This is a genomic window from Desulfoluna spongiiphila (assembly GCF_900101345.1).
In the GTDB taxonomy this organism is placed as follows: domain Bacteria; phylum Desulfobacterota; class Desulfobacteria; order Desulfobacterales; family Desulfolunaceae; genus Desulfoluna; species Desulfoluna spongiiphila.
Genome location: NZ_FMUX01000010.1, coordinates 85,627 through 101,440 on the forward strand (window position 1 = coordinate 85,627; position 15,814 = coordinate 101,440).

11 protein-coding genes are annotated in these 15,814 nt (G+C 55.7%); 4 read left to right on the forward strand and 7 right to left on the reverse strand.

The features are described from left to right. Nucleotides 1-478 precede the first annotated feature (478 nt). The 5 genes from BLQ12_RS14360 to BLQ12_RS14380 form a co-directional block, all read right to left on the reverse strand. The gene (locus BLQ12_RS14360) at nucleotides 479-1,072 is read right to left on the reverse strand and encodes an HD domain-containing protein (protein WP_139163985.1); all 594 of its coding nucleotides are present in this window, start codon (nucleotides 1,070-1,072) and stop codon (nucleotides 479-481) included. Nucleotides 1,073-1,117: 45 nt separating this feature from the next. Next, on the reverse strand, nucleotides 1,118-1,894 hold the full coding sequence (locus BLQ12_RS14365) for an alpha/beta fold hydrolase (protein WP_092211360.1): 777 nt from the start codon (nucleotides 1,892-1,894) through the stop codon (nucleotides 1,118-1,120). Nucleotides 1,895-2,026: 132 nt separating this feature from the next. Next, nucleotides 2,027-2,578 (reverse strand): hypothetical protein, encoded by a 552-nt coding sequence (locus BLQ12_RS14370; protein WP_092211361.1) that lies wholly within the window; start codon nucleotides 2,576-2,578, stop codon nucleotides 2,027-2,029. Between the two features lie 434 nt (nucleotides 2,579-3,012). After that, nucleotides 3,013-3,390 carry a hypothetical protein gene (locus BLQ12_RS14375; RefSeq protein WP_092211362.1) on the reverse strand — a complete coding sequence of 126 codons (378 nt, stop codon included), beginning with the start codon at nucleotides 3,388-3,390 and terminating at the stop codon, nucleotides 3,013-3,015. Between the two features lie 39 nt (nucleotides 3,391-3,429). Beyond that, complete coding sequence (locus BLQ12_RS14380; RefSeq protein ID WP_175469803.1) at nucleotides 3,430-3,750, reverse strand: sulfite exporter TauE/SafE family protein; 321 nt, start codon at nucleotides 3,748-3,750, stop codon at nucleotides 3,430-3,432. A 662-nt stretch (nucleotides 3,751-4,412) separates the two neighbouring features. Between BLQ12_RS14380 and BLQ12_RS14385 the strand changes: the two genes are divergently transcribed. The 3 genes from BLQ12_RS14385 to BLQ12_RS14395 are packed head-to-tail and all read left to right on the forward strand — an operon-like array spanning nucleotide 4,413 to nucleotide 9,163. Continuing rightward, nucleotides 4,413-5,438 (forward strand): transglutaminase-like domain-containing protein, encoded by a 1,026-nt coding sequence (locus BLQ12_RS14385; RefSeq protein ID WP_092211364.1) that lies wholly within the window; start codon nucleotides 4,413-4,415, stop codon nucleotides 5,436-5,438. A 13-nt stretch (nucleotides 5,439-5,451) separates the two neighbouring features. Then, nucleotides 5,452-6,111: a 4Fe-4S dicluster domain-containing protein gene (locus BLQ12_RS14390; protein ID WP_175469805.1), complete on the forward strand. Its 660-nt coding sequence runs from the start codon at nucleotides 5,452-5,454 to the stop codon at nucleotides 6,109-6,111. Nucleotides 6,112-6,115: 4 nt separating this feature from the next. Next, nucleotides 6,116-9,163 (forward strand): molybdopterin-dependent oxidoreductase, encoded by a 3,048-nt coding sequence (locus BLQ12_RS14395; protein ID WP_092211366.1) that lies wholly within the window; start codon nucleotides 6,116-6,118, stop codon nucleotides 9,161-9,163. Nucleotides 9,164-9,672: 509 nt separating this feature from the next. On the opposite strand, the gene BLQ12_RS14400 is transcribed toward BLQ12_RS14395, so the two are convergent. After that, a complete protein-coding gene (locus tag BLQ12_RS14400; protein WP_092211367.1) occupies nucleotides 9,673-12,609 on the reverse strand; it encodes an autotransporter family protein in 2,937 nt (978 codons plus the stop codon). A 580-nt stretch (nucleotides 12,610-13,189) separates the two neighbouring features. Between BLQ12_RS14400 and BLQ12_RS14405 the strand changes: the two genes are divergently transcribed. Continuing rightward, complete coding sequence (locus BLQ12_RS14405) at nucleotides 13,190-13,948, forward strand: aspartate/glutamate racemase family protein (protein WP_175469807.1); 759 nt, start codon at nucleotides 13,190-13,192, stop codon at nucleotides 13,946-13,948. Between the two features lie 93 nt (nucleotides 13,949-14,041). Here the strand turns inward: BLQ12_RS14405 and BLQ12_RS14410 are convergent. Continuing rightward, a partial coding sequence (locus tag BLQ12_RS14410) for a hypothetical protein (protein ID WP_175469808.1) occupies nucleotides 14,042-15,814 on the reverse strand: 1,773 nt, incomplete at its 5' end.

The window sequence follows — 15,814 nt, forward strand, 5'->3', positions numbered from 1 at the left end:
GGCTACCCCATTTGGGTTACATAAAAATGGGGATTACATGTAAAAGTAAATCCAAAGCATTGGTCAGTGCAACAAGAAGTTCATTCGCAACAACCATAAATAAGAGCAACTTCATTAAATACCTCTCGGTTAAAGGTTGACAAGGGGGCAGACAGACCTTTAAATGAGAGTTGTGAATCTATCATTCGGGCTATCTGCCTTGATGGCCTTGTTTGGTTGAAAGAAAAGGACGGATATGGGTGGCAGCCCTCGCCGTCCTTTTTTTTTCTACAAGGCCAAACGACACCTACAAATTGCACATATGGTAGACTTTGGCAAGGTACAAAAAAGCAATTCACCCTTTTTAAAAACTCTACAACCGCCCGAATCTTAACTAAAAGTTAATCCTGAACTTTCAACCCCCTCACAAGGCTAACCCCCGGCATCAATCAGTAAAATACCATACACATCTTTATCTACTCTATTTTTCTGAGCTTAACTAATTTTCTTTCCCACCATGAAACACACCGCATTCCCGTGCTTCCGCAAGCAGCTTATCATAAAACATTTTCAGCATACCCCCGGATTGAAAGTACGGCCCCATGTACGCTTCCACCTCCTCATGGGTCACCGACAGTTTCCTGTAGGAGGAGTGGGTCTTGTTGGTGCACAGGTTCTGGATCAGAGGCATCAGCTTGTCTGCGGATTTGACGATTTTTGCCTCTGCGGTCTCCTGGGCCATGTACTCGGCGAACAGGCCGGACAGTTTGGTTTCAAGTGCTGCAGGCAGCTGGGAAAAGAGCTTTTTGGCTGCTTTTTTCTCGTTCTCTTCCTTGTCATCGGTGTTGCCCCTGTACGGGTTCGTGTCCCCTGCATAAATCTCCGGGAGATCATGGATCAGGGCCAACTGGAGGAGTTTCATGCGATCGACACCTTCGAGTTCGTCTTCAATGAGCATGAGAAACAGGGCCAGGTGCCACGAGTGCTCGGCATCGCTTTCCGGGCGCTCTGCACGGGTCGTGCGGCATGTTCGTTCACAGGTCTTGAAGGTTTCAACTTCTTTGAGAAAAGCGATGATCTGGTCATATTCCATGTTTATTTCCTGCTTCTTCTTTCCGGACCTCTGCACAAACAGCACTCAGCCCATTATTCGGTCGATGCCTCTTTTTATGGCGGCGGCCAGTCCTTTGGGGTTATCCCAGGCCATTGCGTGCCCGGCACCCTCTACGATTTCAAGATGGATCTGTTCTTTTTTCAAGGTCTCGACGTCTGGGTCGGGAAGCGATTTTTCACCGAAAATATACGTTTTCGGAGCTTCAAGGGAATACAGCAACTGGCGCCAACTCGGATTTTGTCCTTCCACCAGACATATTGATTCTTTATAAACGGCCTCAGGTGAACTCACCAATAGACTGGCTGTCCAGTTTTCGTTGGGTGAGCCCTTGTTTTCCCGGATCATTTCAGCATGCCCTCCGGCAACATACTCCTCTTCACCATACGATGCGATTTTTTTGCTGTAGTAGCCTCCTCCCGAATCCAGGTTGGCCTCACTGAGTATGACCCCCTTGAGCTGTTTCCCGCACCTGGCTGCAAGGGAGATCGCTATGGCCCCACCCATGCTGTGCCCGTAGACAATAAACCGGTCGACATCCAAAAAACGCACAAACGCTTCAAGGTAATCCACATGGTCATTTAGGGAGTAGCCAAAGTGGTCCGGCTTATCACTGTACCCAGCCCCCAACAGATCAATCAGAATTCGTCTGTGTCCTGCCAGGTGGGGCATTGAAGCAACCTGGGGATAATCCAGGGACGAGGCGCAACCCAACCCGTGAATGAAAAGAATCGGTGTCTCCTCGCCAGGAAAATCGTGATACCGAATTCGTGCATTCATGTGGTCTATTGGAAATTCTTTCATCGCTATCCTGTACACGTTGCCTTAATCAAAGCGTTAACCCGAAGAGACCGTGAAAAAGATACCCATGTATCCTGAAAGCCCCTTTTTTCCAAACCCCATACACAATCAATGTGTTTGTTGTTACACCACCCCTTATTCTTGGGCATCCCTGAAGTGAAACGACCGGACAAACCCGTCGAACACAGGCAGATACCTGTCGTAATTTTTCTTGCTGTTTGACGAGTACACCAGCACAGCAAAGGAGTACTCCGTCTCCACGTACACGATGTCCTCCCTGTACCCCCCGTCAATGCCTGAAAAAGTGTAATGCCATGAGGCAATGTACGAAGGCTGTATGGCCGATTTTTTCCTGGTGAAGGACAGGCTGTGCTGCTGGCCTTTAAAATCGTCAATGTCCGACTCAATAAAATCTTGAATTGTCTGGGACCGGTCTGTTTTGTCCCAGGCCTGGGCATAGAGATAGGTCTCGGTCTTGATCGAAGCATGGGCAGGACAGAAAAAAGACAGGAGGTCGAACGCCCGGGCAGAGGGGCTGTCCGAGACCCAGCCCTCAGGCGTCCTTACGGTAAAGGCATGGCCGTTTCCATATATAAATTCAAGAGCCGGGCTGTTTTCCCGGCAATAGCCCATGGCAAAGGGGGACAAAACACACATCACCACAGCAACCAGAATCACCTGTTTCATAAAAACTCCCATAACGTCCGTATCGCCTTAGGACCGGCGCAAAAGTAAAACATACAAAAACAGGCCTTCTATGATTAAAGTCGGATGAACGACAGGGGCAAGAGGGCTCAGAATAAAAACCAAAAAGATGCCTCCGGCGGCAAGGTGTGCCACCTTGAAAGCAAGTTGCGAATGCGCTTTCCCCTTCGTTCCTCAGGGAAAATCACATTCGCCGTAACTATTCAGCTTGCCTCCGGCGGGTCGCTTTGATCGCCCTGAAGGGCGATCAAAACGAAACGCGGGTGCGAAAAAGTGGAAATTATTTCGGCGGAGCCTGGAAAGGCTTGCTTAAGACCTGTTTGTCAGACCCGGTTTTATAAATCAGGCTAAAAGTTTGGCCCCCGGCAGGGCCGCCGGAGGTTTTTTTTCTGATGTTGACCGTGGAGGGCATTGCCTTACAAAAGCACCATTGTCGCTTTGTACAGGATCATGCACCCCATGGTCCCCAGAAGAGTAAAGAGAATCTTCCGGTAGGAAAAGTCCCCGATGAGCCGTGAGATGCGGATGCCGATCCAGCCCCCGGAGACGGCAGAGGGAACCGCCACCATGGCAAGGGTGACGGAGGCGGTACTCTGGAGTCCGGCCAGGGTCTGGGCCGTGATCATGATGATGCCTGCGCACATGAAAAAGCTGCCGATGCCTGCTTTGATCTGCTCCTGCTTCCAGCCGGTCAAGGAGGTGTAGACGATGGTGGGGGGACCGCCCATGCCGAAGGAGGTACCGATGGCCGACGAGGAGAACCCCGCAAGGACGCCCCAGTATTTCGAGACCACTCGCCGGGAGGCGCCTTCGAAGAAGAGCCCCCAGAGGGCCTAGGTGATAAGGAAAATCCCCATGGCGAATTTCAAGGTATCCCCGGGGAGTTTTTTCATGAGGGTCACACCGGTGAGGGCGCCGGGAAAGGCGCCGAATATCAGCGGTCGCAGCCGGTCCCAGTCTGCATATTTACGAAAGGTAAGCCCCATCTGCATGTTCATGGCAAGCCCGATGATGGTTCCGGCGGGGATCGCTATGGGAAGCTCGATGAACTGGGTGGCAAGGGGTGTGGCGACAAGGGCGCAGCCAAAACCGGCGATGCCGTTCACAAGGCCGCCGAGGCCCCAGAAGAGGGCCATGATAAGGTAATCATTCATACAACACATCCTGAAAGGAGAGAAAGTTCGAACCCCATGGGGACAAAGCGCCCAGGCGGGGTGAAGATCAGGTTTTTACCGTGTTGCCGGTCTTTTGTAAATTCTGTTTTTTAAAAGGACAGGCCCCTCTGTACCCGTCTGCGGAACGCCTGTGACATGGATGCGTCCACCGATGTCTTCCGACGAGGAAAAAGCACTTGAAAAAAGCCTCCGGCGGCAAGGTGTGCCACCTTGAAAGCAGGTTGCGGATGCGCTTTGCCCCCTCGTCCCTCGGGCCAAAGCACATCCGCCTTTAAAGCGAAATTCATTCAAATAGTTTTTTCAAGACCTGTTTGTTTAACTTTTTAAACGTTTAGCCCCCGGCAGGGCCGCCGGAGGCATAAGCTGAGTCGTTATTTTTTCGTGAGCTATAGCCAGCCCCCACCATGGCCCCCAGCATAAGAGTTTATCAATGGCATATATTTACTTTATCGATACATACCATCGAAAAGTCCCTGAAAAATCAATTTGATTGTCTCACCTCAAACCCTTTACATTCTCTGATCCGTACACACCTGAAGCAACGCCTCCGGCACCACTGCAACCACGGCCTCACCAAATGGATGAGGCCGTCATGTGCGCCCGAGGCCCCTTATCACCCACAGGCGCCATAAGAGGATACCATGAAGCCAAAATCGATACTGATTCTGACTGCCCTGCTGATCGGGCTGCTCATTGCAACCACAACCCACGCCGCAGCCCCTTCAGGGGTGGTCACATTAAATCTTTCCCCAGCCGTTGAGGCCCCGAACCAGGCCGTAAAACTCTGGGTCCCCTACCCCATGTCCGACGCCTTCCAGACCATCACCGATGTACGAGTCACCGGTAACTTCGATGCATCCCAGGTTCTCCGTGATCCCGGCTCCGGTGCCGTCTATCTCTATGCCACCTGGGACAAGGCAGGCAAAAAGCCCTCGGCCAGCCTCAGCTTCCATGTGAGCCAGACAGATCGCAGAAACACACAGCTCACCGAGGTGGATGCCCCCTTCCCCGTACCGGTGAATAAATACCGGGAGTCCACCACCTGGGTTCCTGCAGCAGACGTGGAGATGCAGGGCATTGCTGCAAAGGCTGTGAAGGGCAAAGAAGGCACCCTTGAAAAGGCCAAAGCCGTCTACGACTGGGTTGTTGAAAACACCTACAGGGACCCCAAGGTCAAAGGCTGCGGCCTGGGCATCCCCTCCCGAACCCTGAACGAGTGCGGCGGCGGTGGCAAGTGCGCCGACCTGAGCACGGTCTTTGTCACCCTTGCCCGGGCAGCCGGGATCCCCGCACGGGATGTGTACGGCCTGCGCCTCTCCTCCCCCAAAGAGGGAGACATCACCAGCGCCTTTCACTGCTGGGCTGAATTCTACCTGCCCGGCACCGGCTGGGTGATGGTGGACCCTGCGGACGTTCGCAAGATGATGCTGGTCCACAACGTGAAACTCAAGGATGCCGATGAGTGGCGCCGTTTCTTCTGGGGCGGGGATGACCTGTTCCGCGTGGTCCTGCAAAAAGACGCCCGGGGAGCCGCCCTTGAAGGGGCCTCTGCGCCCCTGAACTACTTCATGTACCCCGCCGCCGAGGTGGACGGAAAGATGCTGAACTACTTTGACAGCAAAGCGTTCCATTACAATGTCACCTTCGCGGCAGACGCCGGGAAATAGGCCAGGTATCTCAATGGAAGACAGACGCACGTTTATCAAGCACGGGCTCCTGCTCTGCGCAGGGGCCGGTGGCCTCCTGGCGGTCCGGGCCGAATCAGCCCCGAAAAAGCGCCCCGACGGTCAGTGGACGATGGTTGTGGACAGCGCCCTGTGCACCGGATGCAACGCCTGCATGGTGGCCTGCAAGCTACAACACAACACGGAGAAGGGTAAATTCAACACCCACGTGGTGGAAGAGGAAAAAGGCACCTTTCCACACGCCTCCCTCGGTTTTTCCCCCACCCTGTGCCACCACTGCGACGATGCCCCGTGCGTCAAAGCCTGCCCCACCGGGGCGTCGGCCAAGGACCCGTGCGGTGCGGTGACCATGGACTGGAGCCTTTGCAACGGATGCGGGTCCTGCCTGCCGACCTGTCCCCACAATGCCCGATTTGCCGACAGCCGTTTCGGCAACCGGGCTGATAAATGCGACCTCTGCCTGGACCGCATCAGCCAGGGGCTCCAGCCCGCCTGCGTGGAGAATTGCGCTTCCGGTGCCCGAACCTTTGGCAGAAGCGATGGCCCGAATGAGGCCTTTGCCGGTCAGGTGGAAAAAATACGCCGCCATAACGAGAACGATTCCAACGGGGCGGTCCTGTTCTGCAAGGGAAACACCGGGGGAACCCAGGCATGAAAAAATGAAACGCAAAGACAAAAAAAACAGCCCCCTCTCCCGCAGGGCTTTTCTCACAGCCAGCGCCGCCGGGGCGGCCATGGCCCTGGCTCCGGGGGCCAGGGCTGTTCCGTCCGAGGCCTCGCCCACAGGAACGAGCCGCAAGACCCCCACACGCATGGACAAGGGGACCCAAACCGTGCACTCCGTCTGCCTGGCCTGCAACGCGCGTTGCGGCGTCCGGGGCGTGGTCAAGGACGGGCGGCTGGTCAATATCTCGGGCAACCCCTATCACCCGTACAACATGCAGTTTGCCCCCATTGGCGAGGAAACGCCCGTGGCTGAAGCCCTTAAGATCTCCAGCCCGGTCTGCGGAAAAGCCCTGGATACGCCCTCCCACATCTACAGCCCCTACCGCCTCATTCGCCCGTTAAAACGTACGGGTCCCAGGGGGTCCGGACAATTCGAACCCATTGAGTGGGACCAACTGATTGCAGAAGTCTCCGGTGGAGGAAAACTCTTTGCCCACCTGGGAGAAGAGCGGGAGGTGGAGGGGCTCAAGGGCCTCCTGGCCCAAGAGCCCGTCTCGAAAGACGACCCGGGCCTGGGCCCAAAGCAAAACGGCTTTGTGTTCATGACAGGAAGGCTTCAGACAGGACGAAAGGAGTTCATCGACCGCTTTGTCAAGTCGGCCGTGGGCTCCAGAAACCGCATCGGACACACCGACATCTGCGGCCTGGGCTTTCGCATGGGCAACTGGGCCCTCACCGGGGCCAAACAGGCGGAGCTGAAGGCCGACGCCCTCAATGCCCGCTATATCCTCGTCATCGGTGCCAATATCTACGAGGCCCTTCAGCCCGGCATCAACACCTATGGTGCCATGGTGGCCCGTCGCCACGGCCAGGGAGAACTCGACTTTGCCGTGGCCGACCCCCGGGCCACACGGGCCTCGGCCCATGCCAAAGAGTGGATCCCCGTCAAGCCCGGCAGGGATGGGGCCCTTGCCATGGGGATAATCCGGTGGATGATTGAAAACCAGGCTGTCAACCGCGACTACCTCACGGCCCCCAACATCAAAACAGCACAGAAACGCGGATTTGCAACCGTCTCCAACGCCACCCACCTGGTCATCAGCGATGCCCACCACCCCGATGACGGCGCCTTTCTCCGCATGGGGCACCTGGACCCAACCCTGGGCGACCTAAAAAAAACATCCCCCATGGTCCAAAGCCCGGAGGGGACGTTTCGGTCCGCCGAAGAGACGACTGAGGCCGTGCTGGAGGCCGAAGGGATGGTCCGAGACGCCTCCGGCACCTCAATCCGGGTGAAAACAGCCTTTGCCCTGCTTAAAAAGAGCGCCTTCTCCCACAGCCTCTCTGATTACGCCCAATTCTGCGGCGTGCCCGAAACACAAATGGCCTCGGTGGCCCGGGAGTTCTCATCCCACGGCACCCGCGCCGCCGTTACCCAGTACCATGGCGCCGGAAACTACGTAAACGGCACCTGGGCCGCCTACGCCGTGGCCGCCCTCAACGCCCTGGTGGGAAGCATCGGCATGCAGGGGGGCTACCTCCACGGCGGAGGAAAAGCAGGCTCCCCCCACAAGGGGGTCTTCGACCTCAAAGGCTTTCCCGGCAGGAAAAAACCCTCCGGTGTGGCCCTCTCTCGGGAAAAAGCGAGCTACGAATCCACCGAAGAGTACCGGTCCAAACAGGAAAAAACAGGCAACGGCTACCCGTCCAGGCGGCCCTGGTTTCCCTTTTCCAAGGGCGGGCTGTGCGTGGAGTGCTTAAGCGGTATGGATGAGCAGTACCCCTACCCGGCCAAGGTCCTTTTTACCTACCTCTTCAACCCGGTCTATTCCATTCCCGGGGGATACCGCTTCAAAGAGACCCTTTCAAGCACCGACAAGGTGCCTCTGCACGTCTCCATGGATGTGGCCATCAACGAATCGAACATCTACGCCGACTACATCGTACCGGACCTCAGCTACGCCGAAGGCCACCACGGATGGCTCACGCCCCATGCCCCGGCCCTGACCTTTTCCGCCATCCGCACCCCCATGGTGAGGCCCCTCACCGAACACACCAAAGACGGCAGGCCCTTCTGCACCGAGACCTTCCTCATCGACCTGGCCAAGGCCCTCGGCCTCGGCGGGTTCGGGGACAAGGCCATCCCGGACAGCAAGGGCACCCTCCACCCCTTGAACCGGGCCGAGGATTTCTATCTGCGAGGATTTGCCAACATCTGCCACAACGCCGGAGTCCCCGAGGCCTCCCCGGAAGAGGTCCGGTTTGTGGAAACCAACTACCCCATCGCCACCCACAAAAAAATCCTCCCCGAGGACCAGTGGCGACGTGTCTGCCGCCTGCTCTCCCGGGGAGGCGTGTTCGAACCCTATGAAAAGGGATTTTCCAAAGGGCGCTTTACCAAGGCAACGCCCCATGTCCATCTCTACAACGAGACCCTGGGTACCACGCGCAACACCCTGACAGGCAAGCGGTTTTCCGGGGTGCCCGGATACCTGGAGCCAACGGATTCAGCCGGTATCCCGTTAAGCCGTGCGGACAAAGAGTACCCCTTCACCGTGGTGACCTACAAAAGCAGGCTCCACACCCAGTCCCGCTCCCTCTGGTGTGACCGGGCCATGGAGATCCAGGACGAAAACCATGTGGAGATACACGCAGAAGACGCCCGCCGCCTGAACCTTAAAGCAGGTGACCGGGTCAAGGTCTCCTCCCGAAGCAACCCCGAGGGAATCTCCGGCACGGCCCGCCCCACCGCCCTCGTGCGACCGGGGTGTATCGCCATCTCATTTCACTTCGGCCACACCCAGTTCGGCGGCTCGTCCCTCACAGTAAAAAACGGAGCCCGGGCCTTCCTGGGCGGAGAGAGCATCATGGACGGCTCCCGACTGATCCCCACCCCCGGATACACCAAAGGCCTCAACATGAACGATGTCTCCCGCCTGGACGAGCACCTGGCCCGCACACCCCTTGTGGACCCGGCGGCCGGGATCCCGGACTTCAGCAGCACCCGGGTCAGGATCCGGCGGGAACAAGAGGATTGTTGAAAACATAAAAAAATCAGTAACTATTCAGTTCCAGCTTGCCTCCAGCGGCCCTGCCGGGGGCCAAACTTTTGAAAAGTTTGACAAACAGGTCTTAAGAAAGCCATCCCAGTCTTCGCCGAAAGAAATTGGTCATTCCTGCACCCGCCCTTTGTTTTGATCGCCCTTCGGGGCGATCAAAACAAAGGGCGGGTGTATTTGGAAAGTTTTTTGCGGAGCTTTTTTTCAAAAAAGCGACCCGCCGGAGGCAAACGGAATAGTTACGTTTATCCAACGTTTCAAAAGGTTGGCCGCCGGAGTTGTTCCGCTTAAAGTCAAGCGACTTCCAACGTTCTTCATCGTGTTTTTAGAAGAATGAAATGGGCCTCTCCTGCAAAGACGGCTGCCAGATGTCACACATCACGCGAATGCCCCGATAACACCGGTAGAATGGCTGCCCTCATGCATTCGCCATAGGGTTTCCAGGTGCCCCCACCTGGCCGCCGGAGGCAACCTTTACCTTATTCCATTCATCACCAGGCGTAGGAAAGATTGACCCCTGCCCCCCACTCATCCCCATGGGCATTTATAGAGTAAAGCACGCCGCCCCGTGCCTGCACACGGCTTGAAAGAGAACTTCCCAGGCCGATGCCCACTGTCATGATGTCACTGCCCCGGTTCTGGCCTTCAAAGGTCTGGGTGAATTCCGGGTGGGAGACAAGGGAGGCGTCGATGTCGTGGGCCTCGTTGCTGTTTGCGTAAACATCATGCTCGTAGCGAATAAAAGAGAGGGGAAACACCCTCGGGGCGAACGGAAGCCCTGCAAACTGCATGTTCAAACCCACGGAGGCCACAATGGCCTGGGCATCGGCATCATCAACGGCAAGGCTGAGGTTCGGGTCGCCGCTTTCGGTGAACGACTCCTGATCGTAGTAAATATAACTGAGCCCCAGCTCCGGAAAAAACGCCAGAACCTCATTGGCAAACACCTGTTTTTTAGCGCTGATGGACGTATAGACGCTGTGGCTGGAGTAATTTGCCTCGGGCACCGCCTCCGTGTGTCCCACCATCACGTACCGCTTGGAGCCATGATCCCCATAGCTGTACCCCAGGAGCACATCAAAGAGCCATCCGTTCTGTTCCGGGAGCAGGAGATATGCGCCAAGATGATACACGGAGCTGTCAAAGCTCTCCGTGAGAGAATCGTGTTCGTCCATCTCCTGGAGGCCATAGGAAAAATAGCCCCCCAGAAACCCGTCGCCAATACGGGCCAGGGTCCCGCCCACGGTGAACCCGGTGAGGGTATAATCAAAATTGCCAAGGTGCTCGTCACCGTCCACGTTTCCGTCCACGTGGCCCGCGTCAAACCAGATGCCCTTTTCAGGTTGCGGCAGGTCATCACGCCCCGCCCCGTCACCTGCTGACCGCTCAAAAAAACCATGCCGCATCACCGTACCGATAATCATATCGATCTGCTCCAAAGAGACCGTCATGTACGAGGAATAGGGTTCCGCGTGGATAAAATCCGCATGGATTCCCACCTGGTCGTTGGTCAGCATGTTCAATGCGGTCTGGTTCTGAGGATTGCCGGTGACGGCGCTGTTGACCATCAGCTGCATCCCGTTTTTCTGGTTGGGGGTCGTCACGCCCGGGTGGGAGAGAAGACTTGTATATGGCTGCGTCTCCAGCTTCACCGTCACCTTGCCGTCCGCTGAAGGCGTGGCTGTCTGCCTGGCCGTAAGCAGGGCAGGCATGCTGCCGCCCAGGGTGGACCCAATGACATCGCCATCCGTGGTGCTGGTGACAAAAAATACCATATCATAACGTCCGTCGGCGGCTGCTCCCCCCGACGCATAGGCATCGGCACCAAGGCCTGCCTGCAGGGCCTCAAGGGTCAGGGACAGAGCGGGCGTCCCCGTGATGTTCACATCCGTAAAGGCCACGGAGTCGTTGTATTGATTGAACCCCGGTGCAATGGGCTGACCACCGGGCAGGACCCTCAGGTGAACTTCGTTTGTCCCCGTGGCCTGAAAGGGCGTCCCGGCTGCGGCACCCGTGAAATCAAGGGACGACAGCGCATCACCCTGCTGATGCCGCAACACCACATCGCTGTTGCTTAGGGTGAATTGCTGTGAGGTAAACCGCATGGGGCTTGTCACAAGCCTGCTGTCATGCATGGCAAAGGAGGTCAGCTGATCCGCCTCGATGCTGTTGTAATACGAGAGCGTTGAATCCCTGATGTCCAGAGAATCCAAAGTGTCCAGCCCGTGAACACCATCAATGGTGACATCGGCCTGGTTGATCAGGTTCAGGCGAGAGACCTTCAGGGCGGGGTGGGTGGCAGGAACCCCGGTAAAGCTGCGTTGAAAAACCGTGGTGCCTCCGTCCACGATGAGGGTGCCGTTCACCAGGTCTGTGTCGTCATAGGACGCCGATAAAAAGGCGCCGTCGCCGAAATGTACCGTGTTATTGCCCTGAAAGGTAAACGACCCGTTGGCAGGGGATATCCCGCTATGGATATAGGAACGCAGGTAGGTGTTGTTGTTCAAATGGATGGTCGAATCCGTCACCTGAAGGGGACCTGTGCTCAGATGCGAATGGTTCAGGTCCACCGGAGCCCCGGATCCGTAGGAGCCTTTGAACGAGAGGGTGGCACCGGTAATCTGCGACGGTTGATAAACATATGAAAACAACTCCAGTTCTGAATTGGCAAGGTCGAGACGGCTCCCCGGGTCCATGAGGAGCTGCGACGAGCTGCTGCTGTAAATACTGGCGAAGTTGTCCAGGGTCAGAGACGCGCCCTGCAGGATGCGGACCTTCAAGGAGTTGCTCGATTTGAGCTCCGCGTTGATGGTGTTCTGGCCACTCGAGGCTGTGATGGTCGCAGCCCGTGGGAATTGAATGACTCCCCTGGTGGGTATATGGGACACCTTGAGGGTTGCGTCATCAAGCACAATGCTTTCAATGGAACGAATGATCACCCCGTTGACATAGTCATCGCTTACCAGGGGGTCATCGATGATCAGGTGCGCATTGGAGATCTGAAGGGACGTCAGGTAGAGTTCATAAGGAGATGCAGGCCCCGGTAGCGGCACCCGGGGACTGGGCGCTTCGGAGATCAGGTAAAGCGTGTCGGTCAGCCGATCCTTTCCCTCAATGATTAGGGTATCAAGGGCATGCAGGTTGGATGTCGGCAGGTTGGCCACCACCTGTTCCTGGGAAATGGCAAAGTGATCGGCATAATCGGCGTGGATCCTGAGGCTGTCGTAGTGGTTGATGTCCCCCGACAGAATAATCTGCGCCAGCAGCTCCCCTGAGCTGGTGATGTCAGCCAGGGTGTGTCCCCTGTTGGACAACGGCACAAAGGGGTGCACCGGCAGGTTGGGACTCAGGTCAAATTCTGCGGCAGAGGAAAGCAGGGGAATCACGCAAAGGGCCACTAAAATAAGATATCTTTTACGTTGTTTCATGGTGTGCTCCAATCTTAGCCCGAATATTTAACGAGTCGCACAACCCGGAACAGTATTGGATTCGAATAAACACAGAGGAAAAGCAGCGAAAAGGAGACACCGGGCTTGCCTGTGAAGGTACGGTATAAATAGATACGATGGAGGCCTTCACCACCGACTGATTTTTTCAATGAAATTTAAACAGATGGGAAACAATGGCATGAATATGTACATTAAACATGAATACCTTTGGGAGCACAAGATAAAAAGCACCGCTTTCAGGTCAAACACCTTGTAATTTTAGACCATTCACAGAGACACCGGCAACGATCGGATCATCAAAGCAAGGAACATATCGTGCCTGCCACCAGCCCTTTAGTAAAGACCGTGGCAAAGCGCCCCGATGACCACCACAGCGCACCATGGCGTGCTTCGAAGAACCTCCCCCTCTTCACCTTGTCCGGGAACAGCGCCTGTGCTAAACCGTTGTTTGATCAGGAAGGAATCACGCACCGCGGGGTTTTAGTCAAAGTGCGCCAAGGTCACGGGGATGCGCTCTTCTGACGTTACGTCCATGCACACCAACCGGAGGGAACCGAACATGAAAAAGATCGGCATTTTAGGCGGCCTCGCCTGGCCCGCAACCGTTGAATACTACAAAGCCATCTGTGAGTTGAGCCAGAAGCATCATGCCGACGCAGGACTCCCGGGTCCGTCCCCCATGCCGGAGATGTGCATTGAATCGGTGAATATCAACTATTCGTACAACCGGAGAGGCACCTTTGGTGACGAGGAGTCATGGAAGGCCTACGATGCCTACTTTCATGCGGCGCTGAAAAGACTTGAAGACAACGGCGTGGACTTTGCCATCATTGCCAGCAACACGCCCCACAATCGTTTTGATGCCATTACGAAAGGGCTGCGCATCCCGGTGCTCAGCATTTTTGAGGCTGTGGCCGCAACATGCAAGGCCCATGGGGTGTCCGACTGCCTCATTCTGGGAACAGAGCCCACCATGGACTCCGGGATCTTCCCCGGCTACCTCAAACGACACGGGGTCAGCGGATTCGCCCCGCCTGAAGCGGCCTTGAAAGCCAAGGTAACGGGACTGATCTCCGAACTGTTCAAAGGCAAAAGCGACAATGGCAGCGCCCGCATTGATGAGGTCGTCCGCGCGTCCTGTGGTCAGACGGACGAAAAACAAAACGTTGTGTGCCTGGCATGCACCGAGCTTCCCCTGGCATTTGAAGGCAAAGAGCAATGCGAAACCTTCCACCACAATGGTGTTTTCTACCTGAATACCACCATGATCCACGCCAACGCCACATTTCGGTATGCTGTGGCAGGGGAAGGTGCCTGACACCGAACCCAGCTCAACAATAAAGCAAAAAAGCAATGCCTTCAGCGGCGAGGTGTGCCACCTCGAAAGCAGGTTGCGAATGCGCTTTCCCCTTTACGGGCAGGGCAACAAGGGAATGACCTTTTCGTGATCAGCAGGGACCACTTTATTGTACTTCACTGCGAAATAGTAATCGGTCCCAGGATCGTACGAACGGTAGGCAGGATCGCCCTCAGACAGACCATATCTGCCATTATACGCGCTAATGACCTGCGCAACGTCCACAGAGACGGACTCCACGTCTCCCCTTTTCTGTTTCGGTGCCGGTTCATTGGCCACGTTCAGCGCAGCCCAGTAGTTATCATACATGCCCGGGTCGTATTGGTAGGTTCGGGTCACCTGGTTGAAGTTGAGGTTTTCCACCATGGGCACCGGGGCAACCTTGAGCTGGTACCCCTGGATCCCATCCATGGGAGCATTCCACGTGAGGGTGTAGACGGAGCCCTGGCGCGCAACGGAAGCCGCACTGGAATTTCCCATATCCACACGCCCGTTACCCACAGGGGCCACATAGCCTGCGACCACGTTTCGATTGTAGTAATCATGGATAAATTTCGACGAATAGGGGGAGTAGATACGCTCCTTGCTTTGCGCCGACAGCATCGCCTTGTAATGAGACTTGTATTGGATCAAAAAGGCGTCATCGCCCGTCATTTCGTACCCCAGGGCCATCAGGAACGAAAGGGGGTACTCCCCCTTTTCAGCTGCCCCATTGGCTGTATCCAGGAACATTTCATACGTTGCGTGCTCCAAGGGCACGAGTTCCATGATGCAATGGTAGGCCATCCCCAGGAGATAATCCCGAAAATCGTCGTACATCAAGGGGTCGTCAAAAGCCTCGGGAGCATAACACCAGAACGAGTTAGGAAAGATATCGTAGACCATGAACACCTTGTTGCACCGGACACCTTCCGGGCAGACCGCGGATTCACCCATGTAAAAAAAACCGCGATCCAGATCCCATCCGTCCTGATGGTCATCAAGAGGCGTCGCCCTCATGCCCATGAAATTCCCGACCATGAGGCACATCTTCTCACGCCACACCTCATTACCGGCATACAGGCCAAAGGCCCCGGCACGCCTAAGGGCCCTTGAAAAAGTACGAGGGTAACCGATGTAGGTGGTCCCGTCGTAATAGCTCCCGACCTCCCCTTTGCCGGAGCCCTGGTCGTAAAGCGTATACTCCCCATGATCCTGCCATGCGGCCTTTAAAGACTCGTCTCCGGTCAGGAAATACCCGATGGGAACAGAAATATCGTGGCTATGCTGCCTGTCGAAAAATTTAAAATTGAAGGATAATTGTTCCTGCCCCGATGGATTTACCGTATTTACGTTGGCAAACAGCTCGAGGCCTTCAGCGTACACATCAAAATCATCCGAGTGCCGTGTGGCCCCGAACATCTTATGGTGGTCCATGTTCTGGGCTGCCAGAAATGCCCCGCTGTTGCCGGTCTGAAGGTAGTGAAGGTACAGACACAAACTCACATCATACTGATTGGGGCCTCCGGTCTCCCCCCAGCCATAATACCTGCGCATGCTGTCCACATTGGAAATCTCATAGTTTTCCAGCCCGATCTCGGCAAGAAACCTCCGCGTCTCCTCATGGGTCGCGAGCCTCTTTTCGTAATAGACGGCTCCGGTGTCCCTGTAGTGTTGAAATGCAGCCCTACCTGTCAGTGGGTATTGTATGGCGTAAAAAGTCTCTCTCGGTAACGGGGCATCCTCCTCTTTTGAAAACTCCAGCACCACCTGCCGTTTGTCATGGGCAAAAAAGGCGAACCCGATATCGTCTTTTGAGTTCCACGGACTGAAGATATCAATGAACAG

Excerpts from the sequence above, each read along its gene's own strand:
- BLQ12_RS14385 (WP_092211364.1), top strand. The coding sequence starts at position 4,413 with ATGAAGCCAAAATCGATACTGATTCTGACTGCCCTGCTGATCGGGCTG.
- BLQ12_RS14370 (WP_092211361.1), bottom strand. The coding sequence starts at position 2,578 with ATGAAACAGGTGATTCTGGTTGCTGTGGTGATGTGTGTTTTGTCCCCC.
- BLQ12_RS14395 (WP_092211366.1), top strand. The coding sequence starts at position 6,116 with ATGAAACGCAAAGACAAAAAAAACAGCCCCCTCTCCCGCAGGGCTTTT.
- BLQ12_RS14365 (WP_092211360.1), bottom strand. The coding sequence starts at position 1,894 with ATGAAAGAATTTCCAATAGACCACATGAATGCACGAATTCGGTATCAC.
- BLQ12_RS14380 (WP_175469803.1), bottom strand. The coding sequence starts at position 3,750 with ATGAATGATTACCTTATCATGGCCCTCTTCTGGGGCCTCGGCGGCCTT.
- BLQ12_RS14360 (WP_139163985.1), bottom strand. The coding sequence starts at position 1,072 with ATGGAATATGACCAGATCATCGCTTTTCTCAAAGAAGTTGAAACCTTC.
- BLQ12_RS14390 (WP_175469805.1), top strand. The coding sequence starts at position 5,452 with ATGGAAGACAGACGCACGTTTATCAAGCACGGGCTCCTGCTCTGCGCA.
- BLQ12_RS14405 (WP_175469807.1), top strand. The coding sequence starts at position 13,190 with ATGAAAAAGATCGGCATTTTAGGCGGCCTCGCCTGGCCCGCAACCGTT.
- BLQ12_RS14400 (WP_092211367.1), bottom strand. The coding sequence starts at position 12,609 with ATGAAACAACGTAAAAGATATCTTATTTTAGTGGCCCTTTGCGTGATT.